We start from the raw sequence: 15897 nt of genomic DNA on the forward strand, positions 1-15897 counted from the left end.
CGGGGAAGTAGCATGTGGGCGAGGGCGTGACTCCAGATACAGATACTGAGTGGGTGACCGCAGTGACTCCTCCGCTCCCTGAAGGGAGCGGCTTCTCGCTAAGCCGCTTCCGCAGGTTCGCGAAGGGCAAGCCCTGCCCTGAGGATGTTGATCGCCGCGTTGACGTCGGCGTGCGCGGTATGACCGCACGCCGTGCAGGCGAACCCGGCCTGGGTGACGCGGTTCTCCTTCGCGCTGTGCCCGCAGCGGGCGCAGGTGCGGGAGGTGCCGGCGGGGTTCACCGCGATCAGCTTGCGACCGGCGCTTTCAGCCTTGTGCGCGAGGATCGTCAGGAACACCCCCCAGCCCGCGTCCAGGATGCTCCGGTTGAGGCCGGACTTGGCGGCGACGTTGCGGCCGGGAGCTTCGGTCGTGCTGGACGCCGAGCGGGTCATGTTCGTGATCCGCAGGTCCTCGTGCACGATCACGTCATAGGTGCGGACCAGGGCGAGCGCGGCCTTGTGCGCGCCGTCCAGACGTTGCCTGCGCACCTTGGCGTGCAGCGCGGCCACGCGGGCCACCGCGATGCGCCGCCGTTTGGAGCCCCGTTTCTTGCGGGCGAGGTCTCGCTGGGCGTCGGCCAGACGGCCGGCGGTGGCGGCCAGGTGGCGGGGGTTGGCCACCCGGTCACCGTCGGAGGTGGTGACGAGCGAGGCCACGCCCATGTCGATCCCGGTCGCCACGCCGGTGCCAGGCAGCGGTTCGGCGGGCACGTCGTCGCACGACAGCACCACGAACCAGCGGGAGCCCTCGCGCTTGACGCTGATCGTCTTCACCTGGCCGCGCACGGGCCGGTGCCGGTGGACGCGGACGTGCCCGACCCCTTGGAGCCGCACGTAGGTGACGGTCGGGTGCTCGGGCTGGGAGTCCCACCGGCAGCCGTCACCGTCCTTCGGCCATTCGACCGTGTCGAACCGGCCGCGCCCCTTGAAACGCGGGAAGCCCGGCGTGCTCCCTGCCTTGACGCGGTCGAAGAACGCGCGAAACGCCTTGTCGAGCCGTCGCAGGGTGGCCTGCTGGGAGGAGAACGACCAACGCCCCTGCCCGTCCGCATCGTCGGCGCGGATGTGTTTCAGCTCGGCCGACTGCTCGCCGTACCGGACGCTCACCCCCGCCCTGGCATAGGCGGTGCGGCGGTGCTCCAGAGCGGCGTTGTACAGCTGCCGGTGGTCCTCCAGGCACGCCGCCAGCGCCGCCGCCTGCCGGGCGGTGGGACGCAGCAGGAATCGGAACGACCTGCGCACACCCCACCTCCCGTCACGTTCGGTAACGACAACGCCACGATATCGGCTGGCGCCGACAAAACGAGGAAGGACATTTGTGATGCGCGGACCTGACAGGTCAGGGCACGCTCGGGCCTTGACGGCCCTCCCGCTCCCGATTCACCCGTCGCCTCAAGGCGACGGTCCCCTCGGGAGACTCTGATGGTGGTGGTGGCGCGCTCGTACTCCCGGATCTCCGGCCAGACGTCCGAGGACGTCACCACGTTCGGCACCGATTCGCGCAGGATCGCCGCCACCTGCCGCTCGTGCGCAGGATTGGCGTACGCATGCAGCAGGCACACCGCCGCCGACCCGATGCCGCGCCGGACGATCCCGGCGGCGGCCGCTCGTACGGACTCCGGGTCCAGCGGCGTCAGCACGGCGCCGCGCGCGGACATGCGCTCCACCACCTCGAAACAGTCGCCCGGGGCCACCGGCGGGGGAGGCGGCGTGAAGCGGAGGTCGTAGCGGTCCTCCTCGACCCGGGCGTACCGGCCGAGCGGGACGGTGGCGCGAAAGCCCTGGGTGGTGACGAGAGCCACCCGTACGCCTGTGCGTTCGAGCACCGCGTTGGTCGCCGGCGTGGTGGCGTGCACCACCCGTTCGACCTGAGCGGGGTCGCGGTCGCCGAGCGCGCGCGTAACGCCGGCGAGGATTCCCGCGATGGGGTCGTAGTGGGTGCTCAATACTTTGGCCACGGCCAGCGTGCCGCGCCGGGTCTCCTTGGCGCGAAGGACCACGTCGGTGAAGGTGCCACCGACATCGACGCCGATCACGAACCCCATCCGCGTACGTCACGTCCCCTAGCAAGCGCTTGTCTACGTAGTCGTCTATTGACTTACGGCACCCGATTGGGACCCTGGTCTTAATCCAGCCTTTGGGAGCGGAGAGATGGCGCGCCTCAGAGCACTTGCCAGTGGCGTCGCGGCGGCGCTCGTGCTGGTCGCGATGCCGGTCGCCGCACACGAGCATCCGAGCGGGATCACCGACCTGGTGAGCCCCGCCGTGGTACGGCTGGAGGCCGTGTCCCACGTGGAGATCACCCTGCTCGACCACGTCGGCCGGCTCAAACATGTGGAGCGGTCCTACGACTTCCCGTTCGCCGAGGGAACGGGGACCGTCGTCAACCCCGACGGGAGCGTCGTCGCGCTCCGCCGCCTGGCGGTGAACGACGACGACGTCGCCGTACGCGCCGCGAACAAGATCTTCGCCGAGCACCACGACGTCGAGATCCCGGCCGACGACAAGAAGCACGAGCTCTCGAACGAGCTGCTCGACCGGCACCTGCAGGACTGCTACCCGCCCAGGAGCGACACGGCCACCTGCATCATCAACGTGACCACGGAGATCACCGCCTTCCCCAACGTGTCGCCGGCCAGCGCCGACGGCTACCAGCTCAAGCTCGCCAAGGCGGGCGGGAAGGCCGACAGCCCCGCCGTGCTGGTGCCGCTCGACCCCGTGGCGGGAAGCGTCGGCATGCCCACCGCGCCGCTCGCGGACAAGGTGCCCGACCAGCAGGGCGCGCCCACCAGCGTGGCCGGATTCCTGGGCCGTCCCGGACCGAAGACCACCCACACGGTCGAGATCGCCCACCTGGGCCGGGGCGGCACGTCGGGCGACGCCGGCAGGCCCTTCACCGACCCCGACAAGAAGGTGAACGAGCCGGTGAAGCTCGGCGGCCTGGCCGACAGGGGCATGATCGGCGCGCCGGTCATCGGCGACAAGGACGGCCACGTCATCGGCCTGCTCGCCGGCGGCGGCGACGACGCCAGGATGATCGGCGTCAGGGAGATCACCAAGGCCCTCACGGAGGCCGGCGTGGAGCCGCGCAGGGGCGCGATCGACACGGCGTTCGAGGCGGCGCTGACCCGCTACCACACGAAATACTTCACCGAGGCGGCGCCGGGCTTCCAGCGGGTGCTCGAGCTCTACCCGGGCAACGTGGTGGCCGCGGAACTGCTCAAGACCTCGCTGGCCAAGCGGGGCGGCCCCGAGGACCAGGGCACGCGGCAGGCGGCGGCCGAACCGGCCGGCTCCACACCGCTGTGGCCGTTCCTCCTGGCGGCGGGGATCCTCTTCCTGGCTGCGGGCGGCGGAGCCTATCTGCTGTGGCGCCGCCGCGCTCCCGAAGAACCGACCACACCGGCGCAGCCGCTCGCGGCCGGTCCACCGCCCGACGACGGCGCCCACCAGACCGTGGTCGTACGGCGCTCCCAGCCGTTCCACGTGGCCCCGCGGCAGCAGCAGGTGATGACCGCGCCGGACCCGGCGATCACGTACTGCACCTCGTGCGGTATGAAGCTCGGCCCCGCGCATCGTTTCTGCGGCTACTGCGGCCACCCCATCGAGACGTGATGCACGTGAACGAAAGATCGCTCATCGGCCAGGAGGTGGCCGGATACTACATCGAGGACATCGTCGGCAAGGGCGGCATGGCCGTCGTCTACCTGGCGCTCGACCCCCGGTTGAGCCGCCGCGTGGCGCTGAAGATCCTCAACCCGGTGCTCAGCGTCGACGACCGGTTCAGGCAGCGGTTCATCCTGGAGTCCAGGACGGTCGCCAGCATCGAGCACCCCAACATCATCCCGATCTACGAGGCCAACGCCGACGCCGACGGCGTGCTCTACATCGCCATGCGCTACGTCGACGGCCTCGACCTGCGCCGCCTCATCTACGACCGCGGGCCGCTGCCGCTCGGCCCGGCCAACCACATCTTCGCCCAGGTCGCCGCCGCGCTCGACGCCGCCCACGCGCACGACCTGATCCACCGCGACGTCAAGCCGGCCAACATCCTGCTGGCCGGCGACCACGTCTACCTCACCGACTTCGGCATCACCAAGCACCGCTCGTCGATCTCCGGGCTGACCCAGACCGACCAGTTCATCGGCACGCCCCGCTACATGTCGCCCGAGCAGATCAACAAGGAGACCATCGACGGCCGCTGCGACCAGTACGCGCTGGCCTGCGTCGTCTACGAGGCGCTGTCGGCGCGGCTGCCGTTCCAGCGTGAGAACGACATCGCGCTGCTCTGGGCCCACCTGGCCGAGCAGCCGACGCCGCTGTCGCAGCTCAGGCCCGACCTGCCGCCGCAGGTCGACGCCGTGATGATGCGGGCGCTGGCCAAGGCGCCCGAGCAGCGCTACGCGACCTGCGCGGAGTTCGTGACCGCGCTGCGCGGGGCGATGAGCGGGCGCCAGGGGGAGCCTTCGCCGGGAGGGTCCTCGGGGCCGCATCTCGTGCCCCGCCCCACACCGGGCTCGGGCCCGCACCCCGTACTCCGGCCAGGGCGGCACGCCGCCCACCCGGGCCCGCACCCGGGCCAGCAGTCCGGTTCGCACGCCGACCCCCACCCTGGACCGCACGGGGATCTCCGCTCCGGTTCGCCTGGGGGCCCTCGTTCTGGTTCGCCGGTGGATCCCTACTCCGGTTCGCCCGCGGATCTCCGTTCCGGGCCGCAGGCGGACCCCTACTCCGGTGCGCCCGCGGGTTCTCCGGGCGGTGCCGCGCCCACGCAGCCGTCCGCGCCGAGGCGTCCCGGACGCGTCCCGATCGTGGTGGCCACGCTGGTCGCCGCCGCCGCGGCGCTCGCCCTGGTCGTGATGATCGTCGTGAACCACCAGGGGGAGACCTGGTCCCGTTACAAGACCAGCTCCGCCGCGCCGCTCACGTTCGAGTACCCCGGCGACTGGGCCGTACGCACCCATCAGGACCTGTTCGCGGTGGCCTCGCCGCATGCCACCGAGTTCGAGAAGTTGTTCGTCGCCGGCCCCGCCGCCGACTGGTCGACGGTCTCGGAGATCGTCGCCGACGAGCCCGAGAGCGCCTCCGGTCTGTACGTCCAGGTCTCCGACACGCTCGACGCCGGCGGCACCTCCGAGCAGATGAAGGCCAAGATGGACGCCCTGCTGCCCGGCCAGGTCGACGTCGGCAGGCCCGTGCCGGACCAGGCCGGCAACAGCCCCGCGACCCGCTTCGACGGCGCGCTGCGCGACCCGGTCACCGGCACCAGGCTGGGTTTCGTCAGCTACGTGATCGACCGCGAGCCGAAGACCATGCTCGTCATGTACTTCTGCGCCAAGGCCACCTGTGACGACGCCACCCAGGCGCGCATCAGGCAGAGCGTCCACGTGTCCTGACGGCCGGCCTGTCTCATCATTCGGGAGGCTTTGGCGAAGTATGCCGGATCTGTGTGTATATTTTGCGCCTGAAAGCGGTAGAAGCAGGAGATCTTTCATGCATGCGTTCCCCCGGGTGTTGTTCGACGAGGCCCACAACGAGTCGTGGACCGTCCGGCGCGAGGTGGCCGAGGCCATCAACCCGGCCCATCCCGACGACAACAGCTACGCCCGCGCGGCCGGACTGCTGCGGCACCTGGGGCACACGGTCGCGGCGCACACGGCCGGAGCGCTCGGCCCCGAGGTGCTGGCGGACCAGGACGTCCTGGTCATCGCGCACCCGTCCGGGGAGCGGTGGGAGCGGACGACCGGCCAGGGCAGCCCCGTCCTCACCGCCGCCGAGCTGGACGCCGTCCAGTCCTTCGTCGCGGCGGGCGGCGGCCTGGTGGTGCTGGCCGAGGAGGAGCAGGACAAGTACGGCAACAACCTGAACGAGCTGCTCGCACGGTTCGGGGCGGGCGTCGAGCACACCACCGTGCGCGACCCGAAGCGCGCCCACCGGGACGTGGCCACGTGGGTGCTGGCCGAGCCCGCCACCTCGGGCGGGCTGCTCGCCGGCGTCGGGACCGCCTGCTTCTACCGTTCCGGCGCGCTCACCGTGACCGCCGAGGGCGGGCTCGCGGGGGGCGCGACCGTGTTGTTCGCTAGCTCGCCGAGCGCCGACCCCGCGGGCGCGCCGCTGGCCCTCGCGCTCCGCTACGGCCAGGGCCGCGTCGTCGTGTTCGCCGACTCCGACCTGTTCGGTGACGACTCCATCGACGACTACGACCACCGCACGCTCTGGGGGAACGTCGTCACCTGGGCCGCCCGCGTCCCGGCTCCCGGTGCGGGATCCGCGCGTGAGGAGGCCCGTGGCGGAAGGGCGGCGGTGTTCGGCAGGCTCAAGGAGGCCGTCGAGGAGCTCAGGCCGCTGCAGGTCAAGGACGGCTCGGTGCCGGAGCAGTCGAAGGGCAGGGCCGGCGAGCTGGTGGAGGCGATCGCGGGGCACCTGGGCGAGCTTTCGCCGTACTTCCCGCATGACGCCGCCTACCTGCGGGCCGTCCAGGCCGACCTGGCCACGTGGGCCGAGCAGGGCCTCGGCGTGCCCGACTTCCTCGACTCGCTCGACCTGTTCCACCCCGACCGCCAGCGCGAGGACGGTCTGGAACACGTCGTCGTCTTCCCCATGTACACCCAGAACGGCAACCCGAACCGCAACCTCGAAGCCGTCTGGATCCGCACGATCTGGCCGGGATGGCTGGCCGAACTGGAGGCGGACGGCTACGACAACCCGATGTTCGTGCCGATCGCGTTCGAGGACTTCACCTCCGGCTACGACACCCACTCCGCCGTGCTGTTCCCCGAGACGGTCGCGGTGCGGACGGCGCCCGAGCGGTTCACCTGGGGCGGCATCTTCGCCGACCGGGAGGCCGCCAGGTTCCGGCGGGTGTCCAGGGCCGCGACCGAGACGCTCCGGCTGGACCTGCCGCCCGACGCCGCCAGGCTGCTGGAGTCGCAGCGGCTCGCGCAGGACACGTTCGTGCTGTGGGACCTGGTGCACGACCGCACCCACAGCCACGGCGACCTGCCGTTCGACCCGTTCATGATCAAGCAGCGGATGCCGTACTGGCTGTACTCGCTGGAGGAGCTGCGCTGCGACCTGACCGCGTTCGGGGAGGCGGTGAAGCTGCAGGCGCGGGGAGTTCCGTACGCCCGGTACGTGCAGCTCGCGATCCTGTTCGACCGGCTGTTCAGGTTCCCGATCACGGGGGAGCGGGTGCGGAACTACGACGGGCTCGGCGGGCAGCTGCTCTTCGCGTACCTGCACCGCAACGACATCGTGCGGTGGACCGACAACCGGCTCACCATCGACTGGGAGCGGGTCGCCGACGGCGTGGCCGACCTGCGGGGCGAGGTCGAGAAGTTGTACCGCGACAGCATCGACAGGTCCAAGCTGGCGCACTGGCTGGCGGCGTACGAGCTGGTGAGCGCGTACGTGCCGCCGCACCCCGCCTCGACCTGGGCGCAGGGGATCCAGGCGCTGCCCGAGGAGCAGAAGGCCAAGGTGGACGCGGTGCTGCCGGACGAGTTCCCCCTGAGCATGTTCTACGAGGCGCTCCGCCGTAAGCTGGCCGACGTGGTCGAATCGACTAAGGGACTCCGAGCATGATCATTCTGGTGACCGGGGCCGGCGGGCCCACCGGCGAGGCAGTTACCGGATATTTCCGGAAGAATGGGCACACCGTGATCGGCGTGGACAAGCAGGACGTCGACCTGCTCGACCGCGCCGCCGTCCACGACCTGGCCGGCCGGATCGACCGTGAGCACGGGCGCGTCGACGGCGTGGTGCACCTGGTCGGCGGGTGGCGCGGGGGCGGCTCGTTCGCCGACACCGACCTCGCCGACTGGGACGTGCTGCACGACCTGCTGATCCGCACGCTGCAGCACGTGTCGCTGGCCTTCGAGCCGCTGCTGCGCCGCAGCGACAACGGCCGCTTCGTGATCGTCTCGGCCAAGGCGGCCCAGAACCCGGAGGCGGGCGGCGCCGCCTACGCGGCGGCCAAGGCCGCGTCGGAGGCCTGGACGCTCTCCCTGGCCGACGCGCTCCGCGGCACCTCGAGCGCGGCCACCATCCTGGTGGTCAGAGCCCTGGTGAACGACGCCATGCGCGCGGCCAGGCCGGACGCCGCGTTCGCCGGCTTCACCGACGTCGACGACCTGGCCGCGGCGGTCGGCAGCCTCTACGACCGGCCCGCGGCGGAGATCAACGGCACGCGATGGGACCTGACTTCTTGATTCCCCGGCACGACCCCCAGCTCATCTCGTTCGCCAGCGACAACTACGCCGGCGTGCACCCCGAGATCCTCGAAGCCGTCGCGGCGGCCAACGGCGGGCACCAGATCTCCTACGGCGACGACGTCTACACCGAGGCCCTGCAGGACACCTTCCGGCGGCACTTCGGCGAGCGCGCGCAGGCCTGGCCGGTGTTCAACGGCACGGCCGCGAACGTCGTCTCCCTGCGCGCCATGACCGCCCACTGGGAAGCGGTCATCTGCGCCGAGAGCGCCCACATCAACACCGACGAGGGCGGGGCGCCCGAGGTGGCCGGCGGCATCAAGCTGCTGACCGTCCCCACACCCGACGGCAAGCTCACCCCCGAGCTGATCGACCGGCAGGCGTGGGGGTTCGGCGACGTGCACCGCGCCCAGCCGCGCGTCGTGTCCCTGTCCAACACCACGGAGCTCGGCACCGTCTACACCCCCGACGAGATCGCCGCCCTCTGCGCCCACGCCCACGACCTCGGCCTGCTCGTCCACCTCGACGGCTCCCGGCTCACCAACGCCGCCGCCGCCCTCGACGTACCGATGCGGGCCCTCACCACGGACGCCGGGGTCGACGTGCTGTCGTTCGGCGGGACCAAGATCGGCCTCTTGTACGGCGAGGCGGTCGTGGTGCTCAACCCCGACGCGGCGCGGGGCGTCGACTACATCCGCAAGACCTTCATGCAGCTGTCGTCGAAGATGCGGTTCGTCTCGGCGCAGTTCGAGGCGCTGCTGGACGGCGACCTGTGGCTGCGCAACGCCCGCCAGGCCAACGCCATGGGCCGGCGGCTCGCCGAGGCCGTGCGCCCCATCCCGGGGGTGCGGGTGCCGCGCCCCGTCGAGGCCAACGCCGTGTTCGCCGTCCTGCCCAAGGACGTCGTCCTGCGGCTGCAGAAGCGGTTCCGTTTCTACATGTGGAACGAAGCCGTGGGCGAGGTGCGCTGGATGTGCGCGTTCGACACGACGGAGGCGGACGTCGACGCCTTCGCCGCCGCGGTCGCCGAGGAGATGACCGCCGCCTCCTCCTCCCGGCCCACCACCTGACACCACACTGTTCCGGACCCGCCCCGGCGCGCGCGGGGTCCGGTCCGGAACGTCGACGCCGGTCGGGCGCGGAGGTCAGGGGCGGAGGGCGAGGCGGGCCGCCTGCCAGCCTCCCATGCCGTGCGCGCCCGGCCCCGGCGGCGTCGACGAGGAGCAGAGGAACACCCCGGGCAGCGGTGTACGCCAGGGCGCGGGCGACCAGACCGGGCGCCTGACGAACTGCCCCAGGCTCGCCAGGCCGCCGCTGATGTCGCCTCCGACCAGGTTGGGGTTGGCCGCCTCCAGCGCCGCGGGCCCCATGGCGTGGCGGGCGAGGACGCGGTCACGGAAGCCCGGGGCGTACCGTTCGATCTGGCTCTCGACGGCGTCCGTCATGTCGACGTCCGAGCCGTGGGGGACGTGGCAGTAGGCCCACAGCGTGTGCCCGCCCCGCGTGGGGTCGGCCGCGTACGGCTGGACGAGCAGCACGTACGGCCGCGGCGAGTGCCGCCCGGCGGCCGTCTCCGCCTCGCTGAGCACGATCTCCTCCAGCGTCCCGCCCAGGTGCACCGTGCCCGCGCCCGCCACCGCGGGATCCCGCCACGGCACGGGCCCGTCCAGCGCCCAGTCCAGCTTGAACACCCCGGGCCCGTGACGGAAGCGGCGCAGGCGCCGCAGGTAGCCGCCGGGGAGGTCGGCCATCGACATGAGCTGCCGGGGCGTCACGTCGAGCACGATCGCGGGCGCGTCCAGCTCCGCGAGCCGGTGCACGCGGTGGCCGGTGACGGCCTGCCCGCCGAGGGAGCGCAGCTCGGCGACGAGGGCGTCGGCGAGGACCTGCGACCCGCCCCGTACGAGCGGCCAGCCCACCAGGTGGGCCAGGGACGCCAGCAGCAGGCCGTAGCCGGCGGTGATGGGTGAGCGCAGGTCGAGCACGGAGTGGGCGGCCATGCCGGCGATCACCGCCCGTCCTTCCACGGTGCTGAACGCGCGCCTGGCGAAGGTCGTCGCGGGCAGCGCCGCCATCGTCCCGAACCTGGCCGCCCGCGCGAACGTGGACGGCGGGACCGTCCACGGCCCGAGCGGTTTGAGCAGCAGCTCCACCAGGGGAAGCCCGGCCCTGGCGGTCGCCCCCGCGGTCGCCAGCCACGCGCCCGCGTCGCGCCCGAGCCCTTCGGCGGTGCGGCGGGCGTCGCGGTGCACGAGTACGGCGGGACGGTCGTCGAACGGATGGGCGGCGGCGACCGGCGGATGGGCGAACTCGACGCCCTGGAGCCGGAGCTCGCGGAAGGCGGGGGAGGCCAGGGTCATGGCCATCACCGTCGCGCCGAGGTCGTGCACCCGGCCGGGGAGCGTCAGCTCGCCGGAGCGCAGCCCGCCGCCGAACCGGTCGGCGGCTTCGAGCAGCAGCACCCTGCGCCCGGCGCGGGCCAGCAGGACGGCGGCGACGAGCCCGTTGGGCCCGGACCCCACGACGGCGACGTCGGGGCTCATGGCCCTATCGGGGGGTCAGGATCGACGGGTAGGGCCGCGCGCCCCGCTTCTCGAGCAGCTTGGTCATGAGCTCGATCTCACCGCTCTGGCTGGCGACGATCTTCTGGGCCATGTTGACCACCTCGGCCCGCGTGGAGAGCTTGAGCAGGCCCTCGGCCATCTCCACGCCGCCCTCGTGGTGGCGGATCATCAGCTGCAGGAAGAACACCTCGGCGTCCTTGCCCTGCGCCTGCCTGAGCTTGGTCAGCTCCTGCGGGCTCGCCATGCCGGGCATGGTCCCGGGGGCGCCGGGAGCGGGTGACGCGCCGCCGTGTCCGTGACCGCGCATCCAGGTCATCGCGGGCTGGTCGGTCGACTGCGTGAGCTCCCACTGCTGCAACCACCCCAGGAACATGCCGCGCTGGTTGGCCTGGGTGTTGATGATGTCGAAGGCGAGGCTGTCGATCTCGGGGGCGGGGCCCTTGTCCCTGATCTTGAACGCCATGTCGACGGCCTGCGCGTGATGGGTGGCCATGTCGCGGGCGAAACCGGCCTCAGGGGAGGTGTCGCCGGGGGTGCCGCCGCGGCCGAACAGCAGGAACGCCGCCACGGCCAGCACCAGCACGCCGGCGATGGCGAGCAACGATTTCCGCGCGGGCGTTTCCATGGTCAGTACAGCGTACCCACCTGGGGCAGCGCCCGTGATCGGACCCGTATGGAGCTCTTATTACCCCCATACGCCCGGAGGGCATAGGGTGACCGGAGTTTGGTACGCCGATGGAGGAACGATGGCCAAGGAGAAGGCGCAGGCACGGCGCGAGCATCTGGACAGGATGCGGGCCGAGCAGCGGCGCAAACAGCGCCGCGCAGCGCTGCTCATGTGGGGCACCGGCGGTCTCATCGTCGTGGTGCTCGTCGGCGTGGTGGGCTTCTACCTCGTCAAACAGGCCCGTGAGACCTCGCTCGACGCGGTGACCAGCGCGAAGTACGAAGGCGGCCAGCACGTGTGGGCCAAGGTCGCCTACAAGGAGACGCCGCCGGTGGGCGGCCAGCACCACAACAACTGGCAGCAGTGCGCGATCTACGACAAGCCGATCCACAGCGAGCACGCGGTGCACTCGCTGGAACACGGGGCGATCTGGATCACCTACCGGCCCGACCTGCCGAAGGCGCAGCTCGACGCGCTGACGGAGGTCGCCTCCTCCACGGGCCAGCAGGACTACATGCTGATGAGCCCGTTCCCCAACCTGCCGTCGCCGATCGTCGTCTCGTCGTGGGGTCACCAGCTGAAGCTGACCGACGCGGGCGACCCGAAGCTCGGGGCGTTCATCAAGAAATACCAGAACGGGCCCGACACTCCCGAGCTCGGCGCCACCTGCGGCGGCGAGGCCGCCGTCACCACCACGGCCGACCAGGCGCCCCTGCCGCCCGAGCCCACGGGCCAGCAGCAGTCGCCGATGGAGACCACCTCCCCGACGCCCGGCGAGTCCCAGCAGTAGGAGCGCTCAGGCGAGCACGTCCTCCGGCGGCGTCCACTCCAGCGCGTGCGCCTCGGCCACGGGCCGGCTGGTCAGCCGGCCCTCGTGGGTGCTCAGGCCGAGCGCCAGCGCCGGGTCCTCGCGCATGGCCCGCTGCCAGCCCCGGTCGGCGACGGCCAGCGCGTACGGCAGCGTGACGTTCGTGAGCGCGAACGTCGAGGTGTGCGGCATCGCGCCCGGCATGTTGGCCACGCAGTAGAAGATCGAGTCGTGCACCCGGTAGGTGGGCCGCTCGTGCGTGGTCGGGCGGGAGCCGGCGAAGCAGCCGCCCTGGTCGATCGAGATGTCCACCAGCACCGAGCCCGGCTTCATCCGGCTGACCAGGTCGTCGCTCACCAGCGTCGGCGCCTTCGCGCCGGGCACCAGCACGGCGCCGATGACGAGGTCCGCCTCCAGCACCGCGCGCTCGACCTCCAGCGTGTTGGAGGCGATCGTCTGGCAGTGGCCCTGATAGATCAGGTCGGCCTGGCGCAGCTTGTCGATGTTCTTGTCCAGCAGCACCACCTCGGCCTGCATGCCGAGGACGATGGCGGCCGCGTTCATGCCGGACACCCCGGCGCCGAGCACCACGACGTGTGCCGCCCGCACGCCGGAGACGCCGCCCATCAGCACGCCTCTGCCGCCCTCCGAGCGCATCAGGTGGTAGGCGCCGACCTGCGGCGCCAGCCGGCCCGCGACCTCTGACATGGGCGCGAGCAGCGGCAGCGCGCCGCCGGGCGTCTGCACGGTCTCGTAGGCGACCGCGGTGCAGCCCGAGTCGATCAGGGCTCGCGTGCACTCCTTGTTCGCCGCCAGATGCAGGTACGTGAACAGCACCTGGCCCTTGCGCAGCCGGTGGTACTCCTCCGGCATCGGCTCCTTGACCTTCATGACCAGGTCGGCCGCGGACCAGAGCTCGTCGGCCTCGGGGACCAGCACGGCGCCCGCCGCGGCGAAGTCGGCGTCGGGGATGGACGAGCCGGCGCCCGCGTCGCGCTCGACGTAGACCTGGTGGCCGTGACGGACGAGCTCGTGCACCCCGGCGGGCGTCAGGGCCACGCGATATTCGCTGTTCTTGACCTCTCGGGGTACACCGACCTTCATAAGACAACTCTTTTCGCCAATATGGTGATTTACCCTCAGTCTTCCTTCTATAGCGATGAGAAGTGAGGATTGTTCGGCTGATTACCTGCGTGCCGCCCGTCCTCGATAAGCTCACCCGCATCCCGAACATCAGGATGAGGTCGCCATCGATGGACAAACCCGAAGAGCCGCCACACGCGGACCCGGGAGAGCCGCAGGCCAGCAGGCTCACCACCATCGTGCTGATCGTCTCGCTCGTCCTCGTCGTGCTCGTGGCAGGTGTGCTCGGCACGGTCGCGGTCCTGATGACCCGCAGTCCCGACACCCCGCTGTTAGGCGGCACGCCGCCCACGCGGCTGTCCGTGCCGATCCACTTCGCCCCCGTCAGGGAGGCCAAGCCCGCCCCCTGCCCCGGCGACCCCGCCGTGCTCGACGCCGAGCAGACCACCTGCTACCTCCTTGAGGACGGCGTCACGGTCGGCGCCGTGCAGAAGATCGAGCCGGTGCGCGAGAGGGACGGCCAGTACTCCGTGCGCATCGCGATCGCGCCGGCGTTCAAGGAGCGGCTGGTCCAGCTCATCGACGAGCAGGTGCCCGAGCAGCGGCAGGTCGCCGTCGTGCTGGCGCCGGAGAAGCCCGAGGTGCCCAAGACCGTGCTGGCCGCGCCCATCGTCACGCAGCACATGGACGGCGACAGCATGAGCATCGCGGGATACACGAAGGAGGATGCCGACGCGCTGGTGGCGCGCCTGCTGGGCGGCACGCCGAGCGCGACCCCGTCCGGCCCCGCCTCCAGCGATCCCGTTCCGACCGGCCCCGCGTCCACGGGCCCCACCTCCACCGGGCCGACCTCCACCGGGTCCACCTCCACCGGGCCGACCTCCACTGGGCCCACCTCCACCGGCGTTCCGCGGACGACCCAGACCGGCGGCACCGGCACGACGCAGACCGGCGCAGCGCGCTCCACCGACCGCCGCTACGCGAGCTGCAAGGAAGCCGTGGCCGCCGGCGACGGCCCCTACTACCAGGGCACGCACGCCGAATACGGCTGGTACACCGACGTCGACCGCAACGGCGTGGCCTGCAACAGCGCCGACATCCGTTAGGTGAACAGCTGCTCCAGCCCGTCGATGGCGAAGTAGGCCAGGAAGACCAGCGAGACGATCCAGAGCAGCCACGGGATCTCCGAGAAGCGGCCCCTGGCCGCCTTGATGAGGGTGTAGACGATCACTCCGGCGCCCACGCCGTTCGTGATCGAATAGGTGAACGGCATCAGCGCGATCGTCAGGAACGCCGGCACGGCGAGGTCCGGATCGTCCCAGGGCACGTTCCTGCTCTGCATCATCATCAGCGCCCCGACCAGCACCAGCGCGGGTGCGGCCGCCGCGGCGGGCACCACCCCGGCCAGCGGCGTGAACAGCAGCGTCACGCCCAGCAGCGCCCCGGTCACCACGCTGGCCAGGCCGGTCCTCGCGCCCTCGCCGACGCCGGCGGCCGACTCCACGAAGACGGTGTTCGCCGAGGCGCTGGCCGAGCCGCCCACCATGCCGGCCACGCCGTCCACGGTCAGGATCCGGCCCAGCCGGGGCACCTGCCCGCGCTCGTCGATCAGCCCGGCCTCGTCGCTGACGCCGATGATCGTGCCCATGGCGTCGAAGAAGCCGGACAACACCAGCGTGAACAGCACCACGGTCGCCGTCAGCGCCCCTGCCCTGGCGAAGCCGCCGAACAGGTCGAACGCGCCGACGAGCCCGAAGTCCGGCGCCGAGACCAGCGACTCGGGCACACGCGGCGCGACCACGCCCCACGCCTGCGGGGGGATGGTGGCCAGCGAATTCACCACGATGGCGAGGACGGCGGTGACGGCGATGCTGATGAGGATCGCGGCCGGGGTCCTGCGGACGTACAGGACGATCATCAGGAGCAGGCCGAAGCAGAACAACGTGACCGGCCAGCCCGCGAGGTGGCCGGTCGCGCCGAGCTGCACGGGCGTGCCCTCGCCCGCCGCCACGAACCCGGCGTCCACCAGGCCGATCAGAGCGATGAACAGCCCGATCCCCACGCTGATGGCGTGCTTGAGCGCGAGCGGGATCGCGTTCATGATCAGCGTGCGCAGGCCGGTCACGGCCAGCACGATGATCACCAGGCCTTCCAGCACCACCAGGCCCATGGCCTGCGCCCACGTCATGTGCGGCGCGGCCTGGTAGGCGACGACCGCGTTCAGCCCGAGCCCGGCGGCCAGGCCGAAGGGGGCGTTGCCGACGACGGCCATCAGCAGCGTGGAGACGGCCGCGGCCAGGGCGGTCGAGGTGGTCAGCTCGGCGATCGAGAGCCGGGCGCCCGTGACGTCCCTGGCGCCGGCCAGGATGATGGGGTTGAGCAGGATGATGTAGGCCATGGCCATGAACGTCGTGAGCCCGCCACGCACCTCACGGCCGACGGTGGTCCCCCGCCCGGTGAGCTCGAAGAACCTGTCGAGCACGCCATCCCCCCAACGATCAGGGGGCATGCCGGGCCATTACCC

Annotated in this window: 13 protein-coding genes; 7 read left to right on the plus strand and 6 right to left on the minus strand. The window is 71.4% G+C overall.

The genetic code is table 11. From position 1 onward, the window contains the following. Positions 1–98: 98 nt before the first annotated feature. Together ABGB14_RS05860 and ABGB14_RS05865 are read right to left on the minus strand one after the other, a co-directional pair. Entirely contained in the window at positions 99–1262 is a 1164-nt protein-coding gene (locus ABGB14_RS05860) for a transposase (protein WP_347643129.1), read from the minus strand. Further along, a complete protein-coding gene (locus tag ABGB14_RS05865) occupies positions 1145–2086 on the minus strand; it encodes a hydantoinase/oxoprolinase N-terminal domain-containing protein (RefSeq protein ID WP_347642495.1) in 942 nt (313 codons plus the stop codon). Before ABGB14_RS05865 ends, ABGB14_RS05860 begins: the two co-directional genes overlap by 118 nt. Positions 2087–2192: 106 nt before the next feature. Here ABGB14_RS05865 and ABGB14_RS05870 point away from each other — a divergent pair, with 106 nt between their 5' ends. From ABGB14_RS05870 to ABGB14_RS05890, 5 genes are all read left to right on the plus strand, one after another. Next, positions 2193–3656 (plus strand): zinc ribbon domain-containing protein, encoded by a 1464-nt coding sequence (locus ABGB14_RS05870; RefSeq protein WP_347642496.1) that lies wholly within the window; start codon positions 2193–2195, stop codon positions 3654–3656. Beyond that, complete coding sequence (locus ABGB14_RS05875; protein ID WP_347642497.1) at positions 3656–5437, plus strand: protein kinase; 1782 nt, start codon at positions 3656–3658, stop codon at positions 5435–5437. The genes ABGB14_RS05870 and ABGB14_RS05875 overlap by 1 nt, the downstream gene beginning before the upstream one ends. A gap of 97 nt (positions 5438–5534) precedes the next feature. Further along, the gene (locus ABGB14_RS05880) at positions 5535–7625 is read left to right on the plus strand and encodes a DUF6421 family protein (protein ID WP_347642498.1); all 2091 of its coding nucleotides are present in this window, start codon (positions 5535–5537) and stop codon (positions 7623–7625) included. After that, a complete protein-coding gene (locus ABGB14_RS05885; protein ID WP_347642499.1) occupies positions 7622–8251 on the plus strand; it encodes an SDR family NAD(P)-dependent oxidoreductase in 630 nt (209 codons plus the stop codon). Before ABGB14_RS05880 ends, ABGB14_RS05885 begins: the two co-directional genes overlap by 4 nt. Further along, positions 8233–9321: a low specificity L-threonine aldolase gene (locus ABGB14_RS05890; protein ID WP_347642500.1), complete on the plus strand. Its 1089-nt coding sequence runs from the start codon at positions 8233–8235 to the stop codon at positions 9319–9321. Before ABGB14_RS05885 ends, ABGB14_RS05890 begins: the two co-directional genes overlap by 19 nt. A gap of 75 nt (positions 9322–9396) precedes the next feature. On the opposite strand, the gene ABGB14_RS05895 is transcribed toward ABGB14_RS05890, so the two are convergent. After that, entirely contained in the window at positions 9397–10794 is a 1398-nt protein-coding gene (locus tag ABGB14_RS05895; protein ID WP_347642501.1) for an NAD(P)/FAD-dependent oxidoreductase, read from the minus strand. A gap of 4 nt (positions 10795–10798) precedes the next feature. Further along, positions 10799–11440 (minus strand): DUF305 domain-containing protein, encoded by a 642-nt coding sequence (locus ABGB14_RS05900; RefSeq protein WP_347642502.1) that lies wholly within the window; start codon positions 11438–11440, stop codon positions 10799–10801. Positions 11441–11561: 121 nt separating this feature from the next. Here ABGB14_RS05900 and ABGB14_RS05905 point away from each other — a divergent pair, with 121 nt between their 5' ends. Beyond that, on the plus strand, positions 11562–12272 hold the full coding sequence (locus ABGB14_RS05905) for a DUF3105 domain-containing protein (RefSeq protein WP_347642503.1): 711 nt from the start codon (positions 11562–11564) through the stop codon (positions 12270–12272). 6 nt (positions 12273–12278) lie between these two features. On the opposite strand, the gene ald is transcribed toward ABGB14_RS05905, so the two are convergent. Continuing rightward, positions 12279–13394 (minus strand): alanine dehydrogenase, encoded by a 1116-nt coding sequence (ald, locus tag ABGB14_RS05910; RefSeq protein ID WP_347642504.1) that lies wholly within the window; start codon positions 13392–13394, stop codon positions 12279–12281. A 149-nt stretch (positions 13395–13543) separates the two neighbouring features. Between ald and ABGB14_RS05915 the strand changes: the two genes are divergently transcribed. Beyond that, positions 13544–14479: an excalibur calcium-binding domain-containing protein gene (locus ABGB14_RS05915; protein WP_347642505.1), complete on the plus strand. Its 936-nt coding sequence runs from the start codon at positions 13544–13546 to the stop codon at positions 14477–14479. On the opposite strand, the gene ABGB14_RS05920 is transcribed toward ABGB14_RS05915, so the two are convergent. Next, positions 14476–15882 carry an NCS2 family permease gene (locus ABGB14_RS05920; protein ID WP_347642506.1) on the minus strand — a complete coding sequence of 469 codons (1407 nt, stop codon included), beginning with the start codon at positions 15880–15882 and terminating at the stop codon, positions 14476–14478. The two genes, ABGB14_RS05915 and ABGB14_RS05920, sit on opposite strands and share 4 nt — an antisense overlap. Positions 15883–15897: the final 15 nt, after the last annotated feature.

The sequence above is a fragment of the Nonomuraea sp. B10E15 genome (genome assembly GCF_039871615.1).
Taxonomy (GTDB): Bacteria; Actinomycetota; Actinomycetes; order Streptosporangiales; family Streptosporangiaceae; genus Nonomuraea.

Excerpts from the sequence above, each read along its gene's own strand:
- ABGB14_RS05865 (WP_347642495.1), bottom strand. The coding sequence starts at position 2,086 with ATGGGGTTCGTGATCGGCGTCGATGTCGGTGGCACCTTCACCGACGTG.
- ABGB14_RS05870 (WP_347642496.1), top strand. The coding sequence starts at position 2,193 with ATGGCGCGCCTCAGAGCACTTGCCAGTGGCGTCGCGGCGGCGCTCGTG.
- ABGB14_RS05875 (WP_347642497.1), top strand. The coding sequence starts at position 3,656 with ATGCACGTGAACGAAAGATCGCTCATCGGCCAGGAGGTGGCCGGATAC.
- ABGB14_RS05880 (WP_347642498.1), top strand. The coding sequence starts at position 5,535 with ATGCATGCGTTCCCCCGGGTGTTGTTCGACGAGGCCCACAACGAGTCG.
- ABGB14_RS05885 (WP_347642499.1), top strand. The coding sequence starts at position 7,622 with ATGATCATTCTGGTGACCGGGGCCGGCGGGCCCACCGGCGAGGCAGTT.
- ABGB14_RS05890 (WP_347642500.1), top strand. The coding sequence starts at position 8,233 with ATGGGACCTGACTTCTTGATTCCCCGGCACGACCCCCAGCTCATCTCG.
- ABGB14_RS05895 (WP_347642501.1), bottom strand. The coding sequence starts at position 10,794 with ATGAGCCCCGACGTCGCCGTCGTGGGGTCCGGGCCCAACGGGCTCGTC.
- ABGB14_RS05900 (WP_347642502.1), bottom strand. The coding sequence starts at position 11,440 with ATGGAAACGCCCGCGCGGAAATCGTTGCTCGCCATCGCCGGCGTGCTG.
- ABGB14_RS05905 (WP_347642503.1), top strand. The coding sequence starts at position 11,562 with ATGGCCAAGGAGAAGGCGCAGGCACGGCGCGAGCATCTGGACAGGATG.
- ald (WP_347642504.1), bottom strand. The coding sequence starts at position 13,394 with ATGAAGGTCGGTGTACCCCGAGAGGTCAAGAACAGCGAATATCGCGTG.
- ABGB14_RS05915 (WP_347642505.1), top strand. The coding sequence starts at position 13,544 with ATGGACAAACCCGAAGAGCCGCCACACGCGGACCCGGGAGAGCCGCAG.
- ABGB14_RS05920 (WP_347642506.1), bottom strand. The coding sequence starts at position 15,882 with ATGCCCCCTGATCGTTGGGGGGATGGCGTGCTCGACAGGTTCTTCGAG.